This window comes from Limosilactobacillus mucosae (assembly GCF_046939755.1).
GTDB lineage: Bacteria > Bacillota > Bacilli > Lactobacillales > Lactobacillaceae > Limosilactobacillus > Limosilactobacillus mucosae_A.
Genome location: NZ_JBKZAY010000005.1, coordinates 58,186 through 76,620, shown reverse-complemented (window position 1 = coordinate 76,620; position 18,435 = coordinate 58,186). Strand labels below are relative to the sequence as shown.

General features: G+C 43.8%; 33 protein-coding genes. 7 read left to right on the top strand and 26 right to left on the bottom strand.

What is annotated here, in order from left to right:
* Positions 1-4: 4 nt before the first annotated feature.
* The 16 genes from ACLUWI_RS03210 to ACLUWI_RS03135 form a co-directional block, all read right to left on the bottom strand.
* On the bottom strand, positions 5-202 hold the full coding sequence (locus ACLUWI_RS03210; RefSeq protein WP_287676877.1) for a type II toxin-antitoxin system HicA family toxin: 198 nt from the start codon (positions 200-202) through the stop codon (positions 5-7).
* Positions 203-303: 101 nt separating this feature from the next.
* A complete protein-coding gene (locus ACLUWI_RS03205; RefSeq protein ID WP_412146133.1) occupies positions 304-879 on the bottom strand; it encodes a hypothetical protein in 576 nt (191 codons plus the stop codon).
* 452 nt (positions 880-1,331) lie between these two features.
* Positions 1,332-1,844, bottom strand: coding sequence for a DUF1064 domain-containing protein (locus ACLUWI_RS03200; RefSeq protein ID WP_412146132.1), 513 nt, complete (start codon positions 1,842-1,844; stop codon positions 1,332-1,334).
* Entirely contained in the window at positions 1,841-2,035 is a 195-nt protein-coding gene (locus ACLUWI_RS03195) for a hypothetical protein (RefSeq protein ID WP_242074931.1), read from the bottom strand. The genes ACLUWI_RS03200 and ACLUWI_RS03195 overlap by 4 nt, the downstream gene beginning before the upstream one ends.
* A complete protein-coding gene (locus tag ACLUWI_RS03190; protein WP_152602671.1) occupies positions 2,028-2,216 on the bottom strand; it encodes a sporulation protein Cse60 in 189 nt (62 codons plus the stop codon). The genes ACLUWI_RS03195 and ACLUWI_RS03190 overlap by 8 nt, the downstream gene beginning before the upstream one ends.
* Positions 2,173-2,487: a DUF6275 family protein gene (locus ACLUWI_RS03185; protein ID WP_052133632.1), complete on the bottom strand. Its 315-nt coding sequence runs from the start codon at positions 2,485-2,487 to the stop codon at positions 2,173-2,175. Before ACLUWI_RS03185 ends, ACLUWI_RS03190 begins: the two co-directional genes overlap by 44 nt.
* Positions 2,488-2,502: 15 nt before the next feature.
* On the bottom strand, positions 2,503-3,303 hold the full coding sequence (locus tag ACLUWI_RS03180) for an ATP-binding protein (protein ID WP_412146131.1): 801 nt from the start codon (positions 3,301-3,303) through the stop codon (positions 2,503-2,505).
* 13 nt (positions 3,304-3,316) lie between these two features.
* On the bottom strand, positions 3,317-4,162 hold the full coding sequence (locus ACLUWI_RS03175) for a hypothetical protein (RefSeq protein ID WP_412146130.1): 846 nt from the start codon (positions 4,160-4,162) through the stop codon (positions 3,317-3,319).
* A gap of 26 nt (positions 4,163-4,188) precedes the next feature.
* Entirely contained in the window at positions 4,189-4,581 is a 393-nt protein-coding gene (locus tag ACLUWI_RS03170) for an NUMOD4 motif-containing HNH endonuclease (protein WP_412146129.1), read from the bottom strand.
* 70 nt (positions 4,582-4,651) lie between these two features.
* Positions 4,652-5,281: a DUF669 domain-containing protein gene (locus ACLUWI_RS03165; RefSeq protein WP_412146128.1), complete on the bottom strand. Its 630-nt coding sequence runs from the start codon at positions 5,279-5,281 to the stop codon at positions 4,652-4,654.
* 2 nt (positions 5,282-5,283) lie between these two features.
* The gene (locus tag ACLUWI_RS03160) at positions 5,284-5,934 is read right to left on the bottom strand and encodes an AAA family ATPase (protein ID WP_412146150.1); all 651 of its coding nucleotides are present in this window, start codon (positions 5,932-5,934) and stop codon (positions 5,284-5,286) included.
* Positions 5,934-6,443 carry a host-nuclease inhibitor Gam family protein gene (locus ACLUWI_RS03155; protein ID WP_412146127.1) on the bottom strand — a complete coding sequence of 170 codons (510 nt, stop codon included), beginning with the start codon at positions 6,441-6,443 and terminating at the stop codon, positions 5,934-5,936. The genes ACLUWI_RS03160 and ACLUWI_RS03155 overlap by 1 nt, the downstream gene beginning before the upstream one ends.
* Before the next feature lie 132 nt (positions 6,444-6,575).
* Positions 6,576-6,749, bottom strand: coding sequence for a hypothetical protein (locus tag ACLUWI_RS03150; RefSeq protein ID WP_412133976.1), 174 nt, complete (start codon positions 6,747-6,749; stop codon positions 6,576-6,578).
* 39 nt (positions 6,750-6,788) lie between these two features.
* A complete protein-coding gene (locus ACLUWI_RS03145) occupies positions 6,789-7,010 on the bottom strand; it encodes a hypothetical protein (RefSeq protein ID WP_412146126.1) in 222 nt (73 codons plus the stop codon).
* A 120-nt stretch (positions 7,011-7,130) separates the two neighbouring features.
* The gene (locus ACLUWI_RS03140; RefSeq protein WP_180304498.1) at positions 7,131-7,385 is read right to left on the bottom strand and encodes a hypothetical protein; all 255 of its coding nucleotides are present in this window, start codon (positions 7,383-7,385) and stop codon (positions 7,131-7,133) included.
* A 28-nt stretch (positions 7,386-7,413) separates the two neighbouring features.
* Positions 7,414-7,596, bottom strand: coding sequence for a hypothetical protein (locus ACLUWI_RS03135; RefSeq protein ID WP_034540196.1), 183 nt, complete (start codon positions 7,594-7,596; stop codon positions 7,414-7,416).
* Positions 7,597-7,660: 64 nt separating this feature from the next.
* On the opposite strand from ACLUWI_RS03135, the gene ACLUWI_RS03130 reads away from it, so the two are divergent.
* Positions 7,661-7,927, top strand: coding sequence for a hypothetical protein (locus ACLUWI_RS03130; RefSeq protein ID WP_412146125.1), 267 nt, complete (start codon positions 7,661-7,663; stop codon positions 7,925-7,927).
* Between the two features lie 207 nt (positions 7,928-8,134).
* Here ACLUWI_RS03130 and ACLUWI_RS03125 read toward each other — a convergent pair whose 3' ends face one another.
* The 4 genes from ACLUWI_RS03125 to ACLUWI_RS03110 are packed head-to-tail and all read right to left on the bottom strand — an operon-like array spanning position 8,135 to position 9,603.
* Positions 8,135-8,428 (bottom strand): hypothetical protein, encoded by a 294-nt coding sequence (locus ACLUWI_RS03125; protein WP_302145091.1) that lies wholly within the window; start codon positions 8,426-8,428, stop codon positions 8,135-8,137.
* A 10-nt stretch (positions 8,429-8,438) separates the two neighbouring features.
* A complete protein-coding gene (locus ACLUWI_RS03120; protein WP_412146124.1) occupies positions 8,439-9,221 on the bottom strand; it encodes a Rha family transcriptional regulator in 783 nt (260 codons plus the stop codon).
* 35 nt (positions 9,222-9,256) lie between these two features.
* On the bottom strand, positions 9,257-9,439 hold the full coding sequence (locus ACLUWI_RS03115) for a helix-turn-helix domain-containing protein (protein WP_412146149.1): 183 nt from the start codon (positions 9,437-9,439) through the stop codon (positions 9,257-9,259).
* Positions 9,440-9,456: 17 nt separating this feature from the next.
* A complete protein-coding gene (locus ACLUWI_RS03110) occupies positions 9,457-9,603 on the bottom strand; it encodes a hypothetical protein (protein WP_412146152.1) in 147 nt (48 codons plus the stop codon).
* A gap of 341 nt (positions 9,604-9,944) precedes the next feature.
* Here ACLUWI_RS03110 and ACLUWI_RS03105 point away from each other — a divergent pair, with 341 nt between their 5' ends.
* From ACLUWI_RS03105 to ACLUWI_RS03090, 4 genes are all read left to right on the top strand, one after another.
* Positions 9,945-10,343 carry a helix-turn-helix domain-containing protein gene (locus tag ACLUWI_RS03105; protein WP_412146123.1) on the top strand — a complete coding sequence of 133 codons (399 nt, stop codon included), beginning with the start codon at positions 9,945-9,947 and terminating at the stop codon, positions 10,341-10,343.
* Between the two features lie 17 nt (positions 10,344-10,360).
* Positions 10,361-11,356, top strand: coding sequence for a DUF3644 domain-containing protein (locus tag ACLUWI_RS03100; RefSeq protein WP_412146122.1), 996 nt, complete (start codon positions 10,361-10,363; stop codon positions 11,354-11,356).
* Between the two features lie 191 nt (positions 11,357-11,547).
* On the top strand, positions 11,548-11,973 hold the full coding sequence (locus ACLUWI_RS03095; RefSeq protein ID WP_412146121.1) for an ImmA/IrrE family metallo-endopeptidase: 426 nt from the start codon (positions 11,548-11,550) through the stop codon (positions 11,971-11,973).
* A gap of 47 nt (positions 11,974-12,020) precedes the next feature.
* On the top strand, positions 12,021-12,383 hold the full coding sequence (locus ACLUWI_RS03090) for a hypothetical protein (RefSeq protein ID WP_270359722.1): 363 nt from the start codon (positions 12,021-12,023) through the stop codon (positions 12,381-12,383).
* A 355-nt stretch (positions 12,384-12,738) separates the two neighbouring features.
* Here the strand turns inward: ACLUWI_RS03090 and ACLUWI_RS03085 are convergent, their stop codons facing one another.
* On the bottom strand, positions 12,739-12,897 hold the full coding sequence (locus tag ACLUWI_RS03085) for a hypothetical protein (RefSeq protein WP_270359721.1): 159 nt from the start codon (positions 12,895-12,897) through the stop codon (positions 12,739-12,741).
* Between the two features lie 123 nt (positions 12,898-13,020).
* On the opposite strand from ACLUWI_RS03085, the gene ACLUWI_RS03080 reads away from it, so the two are divergent.
* Positions 13,021-13,569: a hypothetical protein gene (locus ACLUWI_RS03080; protein ID WP_270359719.1), complete on the top strand. Its 549-nt coding sequence runs from the start codon at positions 13,021-13,023 to the stop codon at positions 13,567-13,569.
* Between the two features lie 76 nt (positions 13,570-13,645).
* Positions 13,646-14,776 carry a tyrosine-type recombinase/integrase gene (locus tag ACLUWI_RS03075; RefSeq protein WP_412146120.1) on the top strand — a complete coding sequence of 377 codons (1,131 nt, stop codon included), beginning with the start codon at positions 13,646-13,648 and terminating at the stop codon, positions 14,774-14,776.
* A gap of 125 nt (positions 14,777-14,901) precedes the next feature.
* On the opposite strand, the gene rplS is transcribed toward ACLUWI_RS03075, so the two are convergent.
* From rplS to ACLUWI_RS03050, 5 genes are all read right to left on the bottom strand, one after another.
* Positions 14,902-15,264, bottom strand: coding sequence for a 50S ribosomal protein L19 (gene rplS / locus ACLUWI_RS03070; protein ID WP_006499633.1), 363 nt, complete (start codon positions 15,262-15,264; stop codon positions 14,902-14,904).
* 117 nt (positions 15,265-15,381) lie between these two features.
* Complete coding sequence (locus ACLUWI_RS03065; protein WP_412146119.1) at positions 15,382-16,830, bottom strand: APC family permease; 1,449 nt, start codon at positions 16,828-16,830, stop codon at positions 15,382-15,384.
* Positions 16,831-16,839: 9 nt separating this feature from the next.
* Positions 16,840-17,598 (bottom strand): tRNA (guanosine(37)-N1)-methyltransferase TrmD, encoded by a 759-nt coding sequence (trmD, locus tag ACLUWI_RS03060; RefSeq protein ID WP_169462151.1) that lies wholly within the window; start codon positions 17,596-17,598, stop codon positions 16,840-16,842.
* Positions 17,598-18,107 carry a ribosome maturation factor RimM gene (rimM, locus tag ACLUWI_RS03055; RefSeq protein WP_006499629.1) on the bottom strand — a complete coding sequence of 170 codons (510 nt, stop codon included), beginning with the start codon at positions 18,105-18,107 and terminating at the stop codon, positions 17,598-17,600. Before rimM ends, trmD begins: the two co-directional genes overlap by 1 nt.
* A gap of 57 nt (positions 18,108-18,164) precedes the next feature.
* A complete protein-coding gene (locus ACLUWI_RS03050) occupies positions 18,165-18,425 on the bottom strand; it encodes a KH domain-containing protein (RefSeq protein WP_033935154.1) in 261 nt (86 codons plus the stop codon).
* Positions 18,426-18,435 lie beyond the last annotated feature (10 nt).

Here is an 18,435-nt window from a genome sequence, read left to right as displayed (position 1 = left end):
TTAGCTAGCGATGTTCTTCTACCTGGTGTAGAATATGTTTGTAAGTACCAACGGGAATTAGCGTTTTTCTGCTAGAATACGCAACTGGGATTAAATTTCCCTTTGGTCCGCGAAACATGTGATGGTCTCCGCTGATACGGATTTCTTCGTAATGCAACTCACGAAGCATCTTCACAACATCGCCCGCTTTATGTTCTACCATAGGCAGGCCTCCTTTCTATTAGAATATCTATATTATACGCCTAACATACGCACAAACAAAACAGAACAACAAAAAACCGGCATAAACTGTCGGTTTTTTTGCTATAAAAATATCTGTAATGGCGGAACCAGGCCACGATTAACCTTGTACAAATCAATTGCATATTCCATGCATTGAGCAAATTGATAACAGGCTCGCTTATCAAGATTCGACCAGGTTGCGTTGCCTGAAATATGCAGTGCATCCCGTACGTTTCGAACTGGCTCATTTTTGATATAGTGTTGCACCAGAATATCACGGCACATACGGTCACATCCCTCTAATGCATGGTTAACTGCTTGAACGGCTCTTAAACACTCAGCATGTTTGATAAAACGCTGCTCAACTCCATTATCAATACCGCTACCGCCACCAGTTGCGCTGAGAGCTGGCGATTTCAGTTCTCCCCACGCCCCAGACATCCGTTTCAGTTCTTGATAATTATAGCCATCATAACATTCTCGATCGCTAAAAAAGGACTTAACGGCCTGTACCGTTGCTGCACGGTCAATGGGACGGAATTCACTGTCATTTATCGTCTGCTGCTGAACCACAATGCCACTCTCCTCTGCTATAATTGATGGTGTTGATTCATTAGAGGGTCGTGCCATCGTGGTGCGGCTCTTTTTTACTGCCATCAGACTGCCTCATAGAAAGCAAAGGCTAAGCCAGAAGCATAGGAACTTAATCCATGCACTTTTAACCGTCATGATCACTGCAATAGTAATTGATGCGATCGCCGTATACTTAAATCCAACCACCAGTGTTCCCAATACCGTTTCCTTACGCATATCTATCCTCCCAACACGCGTGCTAGCAACACAATCACGACTGCCCAAAACAGCAGGCAAACCATTACCGTCATCCCTAATCCATTCCACTTTCTTTTCATTGTGGTCACCTGTATAACGTTGGCTTTCGCAGCATATCAAACCTTGCCCCGATTCTCGGCAGCTTCTTTGATACGTAGCTCTGCCCGTCCTGGTATACCTCATCTAACATGACCGTTTCGTTAATGTGATTAGCTTCAATGATCAGGTACAGTTTTGAGTCACCAAGTGTCACTGCTCTGCTGTTACGGAATGCCCGCTCAACCTCTTTGCTTTCCATCTCTTTCTCCTTCCAGTAATTCTTCTACTTTGTAATCAATTGAAGTTTTGATGTCGTAGTAGTCCTTGACGATCGTCCCGTCACGCTTGATGCGCTGATGCATCGGCTGTGTTTTGGTGGTCGTGCCTAAGATCTTGACTTTAAAGTAGCTCCTGAACGGCGTCACCACCTCAACCGGGATGCCATACTTGCGCCAGAACAGCTTAAATCTTAGCTGCGCACTCGTGTCGGTTGCTCGATAGGCAATTCCCGTTTTAACGTCGTAAACGTGCTCTATGGCCCCGTCAACACCATACACAACAAAGTCAGGACGATAGTAAATTCCACCAACGCGGACTTCGCCGGCATCATAGATTGGTAACAACTCGTACTGGGGATGCACCTGGTACTTCTTGCCACAGCTCTTGATATAAGCTGCGTAAAAAGACGCCTCTTTTCTTGAGTCAAACGTGTAGCCGTCCAGCTTAACCTTCTTGCCATAGTAGTTTTTCAATCTTTCAGTTCCTTTCCACACACCGGGCAGTACTTGATGCGATTAGACTGCCCGACGCTGATCACACTTTCGCCACGTTTGACCTTCGCCATCGCATCGAGCTGCGTGTGGTTGATGATCTTAACCGTCACACCGATGCCGTCAAACCGGCAAGACAGCAGTGCTTTATGTTTTTCGCAAAATTCACACATTTTCATACTCCCTGTAGATGACCAACGCCGTGCAGCATAACTGATTGTCTTCCTCGATAAAATCAGTCGACAGTTTGACGTCCATAACGATATAGTCGGGATGTTTGTCTAGCCAACGATTGATCTGCACGCTGGGATCAATATCGTTGACCAGATCGGTAAACATTTTTGTCTTGACCATCGCGTGCCTCCTTAAACAGAACGTTTTTGTCTTTCGTGTACACGTCCATGTATGTTTCGTTGAGATTGCCATTATAGGTAAACTCGAAGTAGTAGTCCTTGTCGTTGTATCTGCCCGGTGCTGCAAGCATGGCCTTGTGATTCTGCAGAGCCTTAGCTTGCCACACGACAAACACGTTTTCCGGCTTGCAGGCCGTTTCCTTTCCGACCAGCTTGTTGAGATAGTCGGATACGCGCCATTTGCACTTGTTAATAAATTCTTGATTAGTCATTGTTGCCATTCTCCTTTAAATCATGCTTGCCCGCACGTCTTCCATGCCATCAAATGTGATCTTGTGGTCATCGTTCCTGGTTAGCAGACGGCTGAGCAGTTTTGCGTTGTACATCTGCGCCAGTTCAGCAGTGGTGTTGTTGCTGGTGACAATGGTTGACTTCTTGCCGAAACGTGCATCGGCTACGTCATACAGACGTTCCTGCATGTCTTTGCGCACTTCACGGATTGCGCCACGCATCCCACCTTCCGTGCCAAAATCGTCCAATACCAGCACATCTACTTCAATCATCGCTTTGATCAACAGTTTCATCCGATACTTGGTTTTGGCAGCATCTGGTGCATCATACATATGGCTAAACATCCGGCTCATGGAATCCGTAGAGACAAGCATTGTCGTCATGTCAAATTCTTCTTGCAGTCTGTGCATCATCGCTACTGCCAGTGATGTCTTGCCTGTGCCTGGATTACCAAGCATTAACACGTTGATTGGCTTTTTAGCGATTTCTTCTGTTAATGCGTGTGCCTTTGTGCAGGTAAGCTTCGCTAATTCAATGTCAGGCTGTTTGTGTACGTCCCAGTCAGCAAATGTAAACTTCACTGGATCACCGCTCCAAAGTGAGTTATTATAGTAGCGGTATTTATTTCGTTTACGCATGACGGCATTATCTGCTGTCGTGCGTTTTTTATTTTCTTCAGCAAGATAGTTCTTACACCAGTCTTGGTCGGATAGATCAAACGGGATGTCTTCTCCCCATTTGTCCTTGTAGGCCTTCTTAATGGCTAAAAAGTTAACCAGTGCTTTTAGTTTCTTCATGCTGCTTTCCTCCTTAGCTGAAATGATCGATCAACTGCCAGTCTGGATCGACAGGCGGTTGCTTCTTTCTGCCTTGTTTAGGCTGCTTATATCGTTGCTCATCTGCTTTGATGTCATCAATCGTAAGTAGATGTTCTCTTTCGTATCGGTCTAAGATACTGGCCACATACTTAGACGGCTTCTTCAGCCCTGTTGTTTCTGCTGCTTGCTTAATTGCATGCTGCACAATGTCTGCACCATACTTATGCACCCACTCTGTCAGATCAGTGGTGATGATACCGTTCGGCCATCCCCATGCATTTGTCCAGGAATTAAAGACTTCATCCATGCCTTCAGGAGTATTTCGGAGCACTTTACTGCCATCATCTGATTGCTGAGATACTGCATTCGATTGACCAGCCGGCCAGCTAGCTGGTGTTGTAGTCTGTGTAGTATTCTCCTGGTAGTCTATGGTATTGGTTGTACAGGATCTGTACGTTCCATTGACCAGATTCTGGTCACTCGTTGTACAGGTTCTGTACAATCGTTGTTCAAAATTCGACAACGCAGAATAGTCAATCGTGTACCATTTGGTTTTATCGAAGCCAGCTTTGTTGTAGTTCCCAGTGATAAGCAGTCCTTTTTTCTCTAGGTTGTTAAAGTATCTAGTAAGCGTGGTTCTGGATTTAATCCAAGGAAACTGCTGCATCCAGTTTTCCATTGAGTTGTAGACCCAGTATCGGCCTTCACGATAGTTTTGCTTTTTTTCGATCCAGTAGTGAATCTGCTGTAAGATCACTGCTTCATCTAAGCTTTGTAATCCTGCAGCTAAGCTTGGCAAGACAATTAGCGGTCGTTCATCTAGTAGAAGGTTGCTCATTTCTCTGCTCCTTTCTAGTTTCAAAGCTAAGACGTGAATCTTCCATTTTTATCTCGTTTAACAAAATCCCAATTGATTCTTTCGAACTTCATATTTTCTTGCTGAGTAGTCCAGATGAGATTAGAAACTCGATTGTTGGTTTTATCATGATCTATATGGTGAATCACGCTCGTCCCTTTCCGCCGGTAAAGAAACTGGTTCGCTACTAATCGGTGGATTTTTATTGCTTTATGTTTTCCGTTGTTTGTCAACGTCACATAAAGATATCCACCGTCAGAAACAGTCGGTTTCAATATTTTTTCAGGAAAAGTCATCGGATGACCGTTCTTCTGTAATATGCGTTTTTTTAGCGATTTGACGCGTCCATAAGAAGAAATTTGATATCTATTAAAACCAGGAATATCTTTCCAAATTTCCATAAAATCGTCTCCTTATTAATGGCCCTTCCAGCCACTCGGTGTTCTACGTTCACTGACGACTAATGATTAGTTAAAACGGCAGATCATCTGCGTTTGGTTGCTGTGGTTGTTGTGGTTGTTGCGGTTGACCATTGGTAGGCATAGCCGCATTGAAGTTGGCTTGGCTGTTAAAGCCGTTGTTTTGAGCCTGTGGGGCTTGTTGACGATATCCAGCTGATTGATTACGGCTGTTGCCAAAGTTGCTCTGACGCTTATTTTGGCCGGATTCTGGCCGCGTCTTGCCGTTTGGCTGACTGCCTTCTTGCAGTAGCTTGTGGTAGCTCTTTACCCGCAGATACCAGTTGCCGTTTTGTGACTCCTCCCAGTCAACGCTCACCGCAAGCTTGCGGTTCTTCATGACACTGGCTACCTGTGGCAGATTATCGACCGCCTTACCGCTAGGAATGCCAGATGCAATCATGATCGTGTTGAACCGGCGGACCGATAAGTCAAAGTGATCTTCATCGTCATTCCAGACAGCATAGTCATAGCGGATTGGCGCACCTGCATATTGTCCGTCCAGTACTTCATAGTTGAATTCGACCATTGGGTTTCCGCTCTTGCTGTTCTTGGCTTCTGCGTTGGTGACGCGCACGTTGTACGTGCCAGCTTCCTTCAAACTCTTGCCAAAAACATTGTTTTCATCGGTAGTAAATAACATGCTTAGTCCTCTTCTTTCTTAATCAGTTCGTTAGCTTTAATCAGCTTCCTGTCATCGATCCGGTTTTTCGCGTGGTTGCCCTGCTCAGGATCCAGATCGATGAGCCGCTCTCCGTCTTTTACATAGATTCGGCCAACCAGGTCAAACATTGACGTGAAGGCGTTGAACGTCTTCTCGTTCATATCGGCTGCAAACCGGCCTTGCATCTTGTCTGGCCCGTTGTCGACCTGATGAGCCGTTGCATAGACAGTCAGCCCACAGTCACGCAGATAGGTCCCTAATTGGCGGAACCATAGTTGCAATTTTTGGTAATTTTGGCGATTATCCTTAGACGCTCCGTCAATGTTCTCCAGCACCATGTTCTGCAATGCGGTAACGTTGTCCAAACAGATCGCTTGATAGCGTCCAGAACCAATCGCTCGGCTTAACAGGTCGCCTAGCTCTTGTTGCATGATCGGCATGTCACGTTCCTCCAACTTGAACACATCAATCGATTCATCGCCAATCAAAACGTTGGTTGACAGGTCGAAACTGAATAGCAGCTTCTTGCCAGGAAAGTCCTTAAAAAGACTCGTCTTTCCCGTCCCACCATCACCGTAGATGAAGTACATATGCGGTATAGGCGGAATCTTTCCGCTTTCGTAGAATTTCATCATTCATCATCTTCCTTTGGTGTCTTGATCATGACTTTGATTACTTCATGTGCCGTAACTGGAACAATCTCGCCGTCCTCATTGACGCAACGGCCATCGTCCATAACGGTCAGTGTTTTCTTGTAAGCCGACCAGTCTAGCTTCTTGGTGGTCTTAACATATTTGTCATCGACCATCTCAAGCAGCTTGGCATCATCACGGTCATAATCCGTACTCTTCCGCTTGGAGACGTTCCCATTCCGGCTCTTGAACCGGTAATGCGGGTTCTGCTCGTATTGGCGCATGTAGAAGTCGCTGATCAGCGCTTCTACGTTAGCAATCTGCATGCTGCGTGTTTCTTTGTCTGGCTTGTACCAAGCATCAGTTTCAGCCAGCTCACGATCACGCCGTTCATCAGCTTGTTGCTGCTCTTTCTTTAAGCAGCGCAAGTAGTAGAGCTTCTTGTATAGTTCATCTTCGTTCTGAATACGCCCGTCTTGGGTCTGTTGTTCTTGTGCTTCTTCAGTCATGTCTAGCCCTCCTGATTTCATTAGCTACTAATAATCGTTGGTAAAAGATAGCGTGGTTTAAACTGCAACAAGCCCCGCCATGTGGCAGATAGATAGGCTTGATGCATGGCTTGCCACACCATTTGCAGTGCGTTACTTCGGCCATGAGTCAAATCCAATCTCCGGCTCAAAAATGAGATCTGGATTACTATTGCGCATCTTGCGCAAATCCTCCTCATTAAAGAGCCAATTAGCGATGTCCGGATTGTCAGCCATTACACCGATAGGTAAAATGGCTAATAATGTTTCCAATTGCTTGTCATTCATATATAATTTCTCCTGTAAGCTTTTTAGATTGATGCGTAACTAGTGGCGGCTAGTTGCGCTTTTTTGTTGTCCTAAAACTTCTGCCATCGTGTCAGCCCCAAAGAGCTTGATTGCCAGCTTTGACTTGATGAACGGCTTCCACAGTGCTTCAGTGAGCACTAGAACCGTTAATCCAAAGGCGGTCGTAGTGAAACCGTCTACCCAGCACCAGATGGTCAGGTAGACAAGTACAAACCAGTTAATCCGGGTAACGTTGCTCATAGCGCTTCAACTCCTTTTCTAATTTAGCGATGCGATTAGCTAAGATGCTGTGGTCCACTAGCAGCAGAGCTACCAGTAGGATCCCAAAAATTGGCCCAAACAAGTCCATCATCGTTCCTCCTAATACTTCTGATATGCGACTAAGCGAGGGTCTTGCTTCTTATCGTGTTTCTTCTTTGCCAACCAGGTCATAAAGCGTTGATACTCTTGAATATCAACGCGACCATCTGGCAGGAAAACACGCCATCCGTCTGGATAGTCAGTTGCTTCTCGCCGCCTTCGCTGATACGTTGACTCAGACATTGGCTGACCATTGCTGTCATGCCATTCAGACATGAACTCTGCTTTGTTCAGCTGATACCGATACGGGCTCATTCCTGCATCCCCTTTCTGCTACAAAGGACTAATCTTTATAAACCGGCATAAACCGCACCCTGAGGCCTTCTACGGTTTCGCAGTCGTCATCTGTGATCACCGCCAAGGTCTTGGGGCTTTTTTCGTCTGTCTCAACAATGATCCGTGAGTAATCGGACATTGGCTTTTGGCACTTAGCAGTTGCCTTCTCAAATTCTTCAACAGTTCTCATAGCTATGCTCCCTCCTTTCCAGTTGTATACTTGATTCATCTCCTAATGAAAGGAGGTGAACATCATGTTTGAACATGTTAATTTGGAATACGATTATTCAAATAATGGTTTTCCAGGTGCTGAAGTTACTAAAAACCTAGTTACTGGTTACGATCAATCAGTTAATGTAACTACGTACACAGCAAAATTTGATAGCCACACCGTAACTATGCTCGTATACAGTACAGGCCTTGTAGTTTTTGTAGATGTCTACCCTGGTAGAACTGTTATCAGAACTAATCGTGAGTTCAAACCTGGTGATGATGGGAATCTACACTTGGTTGACGCCTAACTGTAGCTTCTAAGCCTTTAGCGGTTATCTTGATCGTTGATTGAGATAACCCTTTTTTTATGCTTAAATTTAATCCCGCATTACCCTTCTTAATTTTCATCATCGTTATTTCCTCCCTTTCTAGTCCCAGCAGTCCTGAATATCGGCAACATATTATTCAATTTGCCAATAACAAGGGCCTTTCATATCAAAATGACGGAATTTACATCAAATTCCGTATTCCCGAATAAGGTATAGTGACCGACTAGAAGAAAGCATAAACTCTTGCTCGTCAACGATTAATTCAACCCTTAAGGCCGAATGATCGTTTTGAGCCGTTTTGTCTTGGGTGATTTGTTGCCACCAAATACCCTTATAGACATTGCTTTCAATAGTTAATACGCCTACCTCTTTTCTACCAGTGATAGCAAAATTTAAGTTGCTATCTTCAATTACTAGTGCCCGTAATTTATGTTGCGGGTACTTTTTTTGCAGTTCAGAAAGTTTATGCTGTAGCCTCATTGTTCACCTCCTACAGCCCTAAGTCGTCGTCTTGAATCTCCAGTGCGTTGTCTTGAAATACCTTCAACGCTTCAGGAAAGTATCGCCAAGCTCCATCGTGATCACGGTAGCTCATGTCAGCATCACGCTTGACACCAAGCTTGTTGGCCCATTTGCCAATAGCAATCGGCGACACGCCAATCATGTTGCCAATCTCAGTAGCCGAGTATTCGCGGCGTGCACCAACTGGCAATGCTTGCATGGCACGAATGGCTTCATTACGGAAATCAACTGCCATATGTGGTCGCTGGTAATCGTCAGCAACTTTGCCAAGCTCCAGATACAGCTTGACGTCTTGATTGCGCAGCTCGTGTGCCTTGTTGACGTTCTGTTTTCGCATTTCAATCAGCCATTCTCGCTTGTATGCGAGCTTTTCATGCTCAAGCCCGTTATCAATAGCTGCTACTTTGCCGTTATGCTCTGCTTCGTATTCGTTGAACAGTGATACGTACGTTGCGGTGAAGATCGTTCCTTTGCGCCCAGTCAGCTTATTGGCCACGAATTCGCAGCCTTTTTTCGTTAGCAGATAGCATGGACGTTCTTGGTTATTCTGATCAACGTACGTAGATTCGATGAAGAATTTAACCGGGCTCAATTTTGAGCCGGGCTCTAAATCATTGATATAACTGCGAATGTCACGCATTAGGTTCTTGTGAGTCTTGCCAATCATCTTGGCAACATCCCGACTATCGATCACTTGTTGTTTGGATTCGTCAACATAGCGAATCACTGATTCTGTATTTACGTTTTGCATTATCTACACCTCTTCTTACTCATCAATGCGTAATTTTAATGTAAAAAAAGAGAGTCCACATTGATGTGATATAGATCACACATATCTAGGACCATCTTAACTGGCATCTGTCCTGGATTGTTCTCGTATCTGCTCAACGTCTGGTACGAGATACCCAGCTTTTCCGCAGCTTCTCTTTGAGTTAACCCAGCATTAACTCGAGCTGCTTTGATCGTCATAGTCAACTTATCATCTCCTAGTGAACGCAGAGCCATACGATTACTCCTACTACGACAGCAACCGGGATTAGCCCGATATTGCCATCAAACGTGTGGCTAACTTCATCGCCATGCTGTTCCTTTGTGTGGCTGAGTGAGCCAATTAAAATCTTTTTCCAGTCCATAATAATTTCGATCTGTGGTAAACTATACACCAAAGAGGAGGAGGCTAAGCCTCACTCTTTGGGTTTATATTAGATCAGCTTCATGCTGACCTTAACTTCAATCTTGATCAGATAGGGAAAGCCAAGCTTGAAGTTAATTCGCACTTCCGTAATTCGGAGGTGCTTTTTTTGTTTACTCACAAATCCTATGCTCCTTTCTTGTTAAGGTCTTGATCAACCTTACGAGTATTATATTATTACTCATCAATGCGTAAGTCAATGCTTTTTTCCTTTTTTCTAGAATTTTTTTCATATTGATGCGAAATAAATGATATTATTAATGAAAAAAAGGAGATGCTATTATGCCTGGCAAATCGCTGACTCCTCAAGAAATGGAATACAAGAAAATAATATCGGCTCGCTTAAACGAATTATTGCTTAAAAGCGGAAAGAAGAAATCAGACATCACAAGACAAACGGGTCTTCCTGCCAGTACTTTAACTGGATATTTTGGAGGTAAAAGATTACCGTCAGAAGAAAATGTCGTTAAGCTTGCTAGTTTCTTCAACGTAAGTGAAGAATACATCGATCCACGACTTGATCCGAATATTGCATTAAACTCTCACCGCGACCACAAGGAAGACGATCTCAAAACTGCTGACCTCGCTGATGATGACACCATCTTCACTTTTGAAGGCAAGCCTATCCCTGAGCAGGACTTGGAATACATGAAACGGCTGCTGCGCGGTGGGAGAAAATAAGGAGGTGTTAGTTAATAATGGAAAATTTATCAAAACGTTTAGTAGATAAAAGTGTCGAATCATTTGTTTTGGGCCTTGAGATCTACAACAAGCCAACTATTAGATACCGAGTTGAAGGATTTAGCTTTTTTATTTGCAACGCGTGGGAATTAATGCTTAAAGCTTATCTAATTAATAGAGACGGAGAATCAAGCATCTACTATCACGATAAGGTAGACAGAACTATATCTCTGGAAGAAACCATTAGAAAAGTCTTCACTAATAAGCATGACCCTTTACGCTTGAACCTAGAACAAATTATTAGTCTAAGAAATACTAGTACTCACTTTATTACAGAAGATTATGAGCAGATATTTGCTCCGCTTTTTCAAGCCTGTGTTTTTAACTATGCTGAAAAAATGCAGGAGTTCCATGATATCGACGTGTCAAAAAACGTAGCACCCAGTTTCTTATCCCTAAGTGTTAACATTTCTGATATTTCAGATAAAGCTCTAAAAGCTAATTACTCTGTAGCTGTTGCTGAGCTTATGATACGAAAGCGTAACGAAGTGGATGGCGAACGTCAGACAGAGGGCATTAGATATTCAGTTCCCGTTGAAACTAAAATGGTTATTACTAAAGACCCTAATAAAGCCGATTTTTCCGTTAACATTTCTAAAAACTCTGACAATAATATAGCTATAGTACGTGAAATGAAGGATCCTAATTCAGTTTTCGCTTACACGCAGAATAAAGTTATAAGTTTTGTGAACAGAAGGCTTAAGAAAAAAGGGATTCTTTTAGACAAAATCAAAAAAGGCGAACCAGTCAAAGACAAGTTCACCTCAAATGATTTTCAATTGTTCATTAAATTTTATCAGATCAAAAATGATGCAACGATGTGTTATCACTATAGTTTGGGAAACCGATATGGATACTCTCAAAAAGTAGTTGATCTTATAGCTAAAGAAATTGAAAAAGATCCATCAGTAATCCAACATATCAAGCAAGAATTATTGAAGGCAAAAAAATAAAGATAACCCCAGGCACATGAGAATTCTCGGCCAATGCCTTACTCCCATTCGGGAACTCAGTGTTAATCCTTCGCAAGTTATCTTACAATTATTATCCACATTATCCTATGTAAAGTCAAATTTGACTTACTTTAAATAAGTATCTTTGCTTTTAGCATTCTATTTCTTCTATCAGAATCGAGGTGGTAAAAATGACCGAGATTAGCAGCTATCTGGAAAAGGTAGCCCTTAACCATAATATTAATATTGTCTGGACCGATAAGTTAGCCCCTGAAACTCCGCCTGGCTGTTCGCTCCATTACCGCAGCATTGTCATGAACCTTAACTGGCATCACCCTGCTGAAATTTCGTTTCAGCTTGCTCACGAAATTTCACACATCTTAAATGGTGATGAAACCGACATTTGCTTCTACCACGCTACCTTCACAGGCAAACACTCCGTTGAATATAAAGCAAACACTGGCGCAGTTAAGCTTATGGTTCCTTTTTATTGCCAAGGCGTGCCAAAAGAAACCATAAACGTATACGATTTTATGGAATCATACGAAGTGCCAAGCTACCTTGACAATGTAGTCAGGGAAGAAGTGCACAACTATTATATTTCAAACAGATACTAATAATACGTCCAAGCGTGATCGACGTTAAAAGCTATTAGGAGGAAATCATGAAAACCACAAAATTAGTTTCTGGAATCATCATGATTGTATTAGGCGTTATTATTTTCTTTCAATCCATGCTTGCCGGTGTCGGCAATGCTCTTGCTAACAGCAATTCGCACAGCGGCTCTGCTGGAGTCTTTGTTGCCATTCTATATATTGTTATCGGAATTGTTTATTTAGCAACTCGTAAGAGTCCAAAAATGGGTGGTGATATTGCTGGTTTAGTAATTGCCATCATTGCATGGATGCTTGGCGCTTTTAATGTTGGAATCTACAAAGATCTTCAAATATGGGCATGGCTCATTTTGATTATTGGGGTAATGTTCTTTATTTGGCATTTTATTGTCAATCGAAAAAGCAACAATTAATTGTTGCACAATTTGGCCAAAAAGAAGCTGAATTTCTCAAAATAATCTATCAACAGCAACTACAACAAATGCCATTCGGATATCTTGTTATTAAAAACGATAAGAATGCTACCACCAGAAAAATAACAAATTGTTTATGCAGCACTGACGATGAATCATATCTGTTTGGAAAAGATGAAACTATTGACATCTTTAATTCATTAGGAATCATAGAGTCCCGACAAGCAAGATAGTTGGCTTTTTTCACCTATATATGAATCTCGTTATCAAGCCTTAGAAAATATTCTTAAACAAAAAGTTGATATAAGTTTAGGCGAAAATGAAAACTTCAAACTAAATAAATGTTATTTGAAACTTAATTCGTTTGGCTCTTCTCTTTGCCACTGCATTTTTGAATGAGCAGCTTAATCGCAGCTACCTGTTCATAATTCAGAATTGTCTTATCGATTCCTTGAAATTCGTCATGTAATATAACCTGCCCATCAACAATTTCAAACGGATTTTTCTCAGACATTTTTACACCTCGAACATTAGTTTCTTTAATTATAGCATTTAAAATCAGCTGACCATGCGCGTTATTTATAGAATTACGTCCAAGCGTGATCGACGTTAAAAGTTACCATTGGGAGGAATAACTATGAAAAAAATAGGTAAGTTTCTACTACCAATTCTTGCATTTGTTTCAATTTTTATTTTTACAGTCTCACCTGCATCTGCAAAAAAATTTACCCTTGATTACGATACCTATAACGCAAAGTCAATTAAGACTTATAAAACAAACGCATCTGACAGCAGTTGGTCTGGTGTAAATGTAAAAGTCAACAAAATTCAAGTCGTTAAGCTAGCAAAAAAATATAAATATAATTCAGCAAATGATGGCAAATTTAAAATTAACGGTTTCATCAGATTGCACTATGTAATTCAGACCGGAAGTAAGGACGTAAATATTTATCCTACTCAAGGTACTTACTCTTTTAGCAATGGAGAACAACACCAAGCTGATAGTCTTGAAAACTGGGACGGATCAATTTCATCTCATGTCAAGAAGAGTGGTTGGGTATCGATACCCGTTCAGAAAGTTTCAGGCGTAAATTCCGTTCGCGCTAAATTTGATGCAAACTACGATACCGATAATGTTGACGATGATAACCAATATCATACTTATGATATGAACATTAACTTCTAAAAAAAGCCCGGCACAGCGCCGAGCTTAATTTTTGCACATTAATCGAACATACGTTTAATAGTAAAGGAAGGATACCATGTATGTTGAAGAAAGAAACCAAAAATATAGATTCTTTGAGCGCTATCGTGATCCCCTGACCAACAAGTACAAAGCTGTCTCCGTTACAATGACTAAAAATACTAAACAGGCCCAACATCAAGCGCAAATGATCTTACAGGCTAAGATTGCTAAGATAATGAGCCAGGTTAATCATATTGAAACGATTCATGGGATTACCTTGCAAAAACTAGTTGATGACTATTTAACCAATTACAAGCCCCGTGTCCGCCGTTCCACCTACGCAAATGCCGAGATGATGTGCAGATCGCTAGTCAAATCATTAGATAAGGACGCGCTGATTGAAAAAATCACCCCGCTAATCTTAACGCGGACCATTGAAGACATGATCTATGGCCCACGACACATCTCGAATGCTTATGCGTCTAAATTTAAAATCTTTTTGCATCAGCTGTTTGCTTTTGCGGTCAAAGAATCATATCTAAGCGACAATCCTGCAGAAAAACTGGAAATCGCCTATCGTCCTAGTGAAGGTGGCAGCTCAACTCGCAACAAGTTTTTGGAAACTGACGAACTTAACAAGCTGCTTGAATATGCGTATGCCCACAATCATAACTATGCCACGCTTTGCGAATGGCTATATCAGACTGGAATGCGCTGTGGCGAAGCACTAGCGCTCGATGTTAAAGATATTGAGAACACGAGTGATGGCTGGGTAGCTCACGTCAATGGCACAATGGAATATACAAAGCTTAAAATGAATGAATGGCATAAAACCGATCAAACAAAAACGCCCGCCGGAATGCGCGATGTGGCGCTATCCAAGCGGGCTGTCGAAATATATCATGACCGATACGCCTATGCTGACGGGCACGGCTATTTATTCACTACCAAACATCATACACCAATTCAAATTTCAGCGTTCAATACTTTTTTACGTAATGCAGCTAAAAAGCTAAAAATTGACAAACCAGTCAGCTCACACATCTTTCGCCACACTCATATCTCTAAGCTGGCTGAGCTAGGCGTGCCGATGTATGTAATCCAGCAGCGGGTTGGTCACTCTAACAGTCGGGTTACTCAAGAAATCTACACACACGTTACTCACGAAGCGCTTGTGAAAAATCGTGGTCAATTGGAAAATTTGTGACCAGTTTGCTACCATTTTGCTACCACAAGCAAATAATTGGCAAAAATTCACAAACTCAATCAGCATTTTAAAAATTAGGCAAAAAGAAAAACCCTTGCATAGCAAGGGTTTTGGTCGACACTCGACTACTTAACGTCGCGACGGCGTTCAGGAATACGAGCGGACTTACCAGTACGTTCACGCAGGTAGTACAGCTTAGCACGACGAACGCGACCGTAACGGACAACTTCGATCTTAGCAACACGTGGGGAGTGAACTGGGAAAGTACGTTCAACACCGACACCGTTACTAATCTTACGAACAGTGTAAGTAGCAGAAATGCCTGCACCGTGACGCTTGATAACGACACCTTGGAAGATCTGGATACGTTCACGCGTACCTTCAACGATCTTGGCGTGGACGCGAACCGTGTCACCGGCGCGGAATTCTGGAATGTCATCGCGCAGTTGGCTGGCGGTGATCTTTTCAATCAATTGGTTTTGACGCATAATATTTTTTCCTTTCGTCGATATTCTTGCCCGATTTCAGCAGCGGAATACCGTTGTTATGGCCATAAAAAGCCAAGACATAATATAACATATTCCCCCAGCGACTGCAAGGGTAATTTACTTGACAACCTTTTTAAGCTGCTGATTCAGATTCGAATGCTTGATTCCATAGGCAAAGTAGATTATCAAGCCAATGACGAACCAGCCAATCATCAACAGTTTGGCATCAATATTCAAGCCAACAAAAATAACGATTGAATAGACAACCGAGATGGCTGGCAAAATCGGATAGCCTGGCATCTTAAACTTGGCTTCCGGCAGGTCGACGCCTTCCCGTTTCCTTAACGCATAGATTCCCAACGAGACAAAGATAAAGGCAATCAAGGTCCCGGCCGAAACCAGCGTCGCCAAAAACGTAAATGGGAATACAGAACCGAGAATCATCGCCAGAACCGTGATCAGCCACAATGCGTGATCGGGAACGTGCTTATCGTCAATGTGCCCCAAACGGCTTGGCAGCAGACCATCCCGTCCGAACGCATAAATCAGACGCGATGAGGCCAGCAGTATTGCGATCAAAGCTGAAAAAATCCCAATCAAGGCTACCACCGAAAGCAGGTTGGCCGTTAAATAATGACCTGAATGCCGCAGTGCCCAGGCAGCCGGTTCGGCATTATTGGCATAGCGGCTGTATTTAAACATCCCCACTAAAACCAGCGAAACGGCAATAAAAAAGCCTGTTCCCAACAGCAGCGTGCCAATCAATCCTTTGGGCATCGTATGCTGAGGATCCTTGGTTTCAGCAGTATTGGCCGCAATTGCATCAAAGCCCACATAGGCGATGAAAATCTGCGAAGAGCCAGCCAAGATCCCCTGCCAGCCCCCGAAAGTCGTTCCTGGCTGGTGTGCGGGGATAAACGGTACATAGTTTTGCGGATGAATGGCAGTCGCGCCAATTACGACAAACATGATAATCACGATCAGCTTGACGGCCACGATCGTATTCTCGACGCGGCTGACCTGATGAATGCCACGCGCGATCAAGCAGCCAACGATCAGTATCGCCACCGCCGCCAAAATATCGACATACGAGCCCTTAGCTGGATTAAAGCCACCAGTCAGGGCAACTGGCAATTTAACGCCGAAACTGCCCAAAAAGCCCTGCATATACGCCGACCAGCCCGAGGCAACGAACGCTACGGAGATAAAATATTCCGCCAGCAGCGCCCAGCCCGCGATCCAGCCAAAAAACTCACCAAACAAAACGTTCATCCAAGAAAACGCCGAACCGGCAAACGGCAGCACTGAGGCCGTTTCTGCGTAGGCCAAGGCAGAAAGCCCCGCTCCGATCGCCGCCACGATAAACGCCAATGGCACGGCTGGTCCGGTATGTTCAGCAGCTACGATCCCTGGCAGGGTAAAGATCGCCGTCCCCACGACCATCCCCGTCCCCAGACCGATCAGATCCAAAGTCGTCAATGAAGGCTCCAGCGAGGCATCCTTGAGCTGATAGACGGTCGGATCTTCTTTTGCCAGCAGTCGTTTTAAAAACTTATTCTTGATCATGCGCGTCGCCTACTGCATTGTTGGGTCTTCACCCAATTTAATGTCTTGCAGCATAATCTGCTGCTCACGGGACAGTTTGGCCTGTTCAAGCAGATCGGGGCGGCGTTCCCAGGTGCGCTTTAACGATTGATACATCCGCCACTGTCGAATTTTTTCATGATTGCCGCTGGTCAGCACTTCTGGCACCTTCATCCCGCGAAACTCAGCTGGCCGCGTGTATTGAGGATATTCCAGCAGCCCATTGCTGAACGAGTCGCCCATTGAAGAAGACATATTGCCCAAGACACCTGGCACGAATCGCACCGTGGCATCAATCATAACCATGGCCGCCAATTCACCACCGGTCAGCACGTAGTCACCTAGCGAGGCTTCATCGGTTACCAGCTGGCGAATTCGTTCATCATAGCCTTCATAGTGACCGCAGATAAACGTCAAGTGTTCTTCTTGGGCCAGTTCCTGAGCGTAGTCTTGATCGAACTTGCGCCCCGCTGGATCCATTAAGATGACACGGCCTTTCGGATAGTTTTCTTTTTGAGCTTCCTCATCAATTGCCGCCATCGCATCAAAAATCGGCTGAGCCTGCAGCAGCATGCCGGCACCACCACCAAACGGCGCGTCATCGACATGATTGTGCTTGTCGGTTGTAAAATGACGAAAATCAGTTACATGAATATCCAAAAAACCATCATCCTGAGCCCGCCCCACGATTGACTGACCCAGCGTTGGCTTAAACATGTCCGGAAACAGACTTAAAACATCAATTCGCATTATTCCAGTCCTTCCATTAATTCAACGTCGACTTCGCCCTTGTCCAGATCAACGTTTTTGACAACATCATCAATTACCGGCAATAAAAGATCGCTTTGACCGGTTCGTTTGACGACCCAGACGTCATTGGCACCTGGCGAAAGAATCTCTTTGATTACGCCCAATTCGCGTCCTTCCAGCGTCTTAACCGTCAAGCCAATGATTTGATGGTAGTAGTACTGACCCTCTTCTAAGGGCTGCTGTTCGTCTTCAGTTACCATTAATTCGTGGTCACGGAAGCTCTGCACGTCATTGATATTGTCATAGCCTTTAAACTTAACCAGCCACATTCCCTTATGCTGACGCGCGCCGGCAACTTCCAGGCGTAATGGCTCACCGGCAGACTGCTTTAGATAAAGGACCGCGCCATTTTGGAAACGCTCTTGAGGAAAATCAGTCGTGGCAATCACGCGAACCTCGCCGCGAATTCCATGCGTATTGACGATTTTACCAACATTATAATATTGCATTTAAAAATCCTCCGAATAATAGAAAAACTCCCACAGAGTTGGTGTGGGAGTTTTTATTTAATGTCGATGGTCATTAATCACCAACCGGACTTTCTTAGAGTTGGGCCGCTTAGAACGCATGCCTTCGACTACGGTACGCAGCGCGGAAGCAACATGTCCCTGCCGACCAATCACGCGACCGACGTCAGCCGGATGAACGTCGAGGACGTACCGGTGATACCGATCAGTCTCTGATTCGGTGATGCGAACCGCATCCGGATGCTTGACCAACGGCGTGACCAGGGTACGAATCAGTGTCTCTAGATTTGTCTCAGTCATGACTATTTAC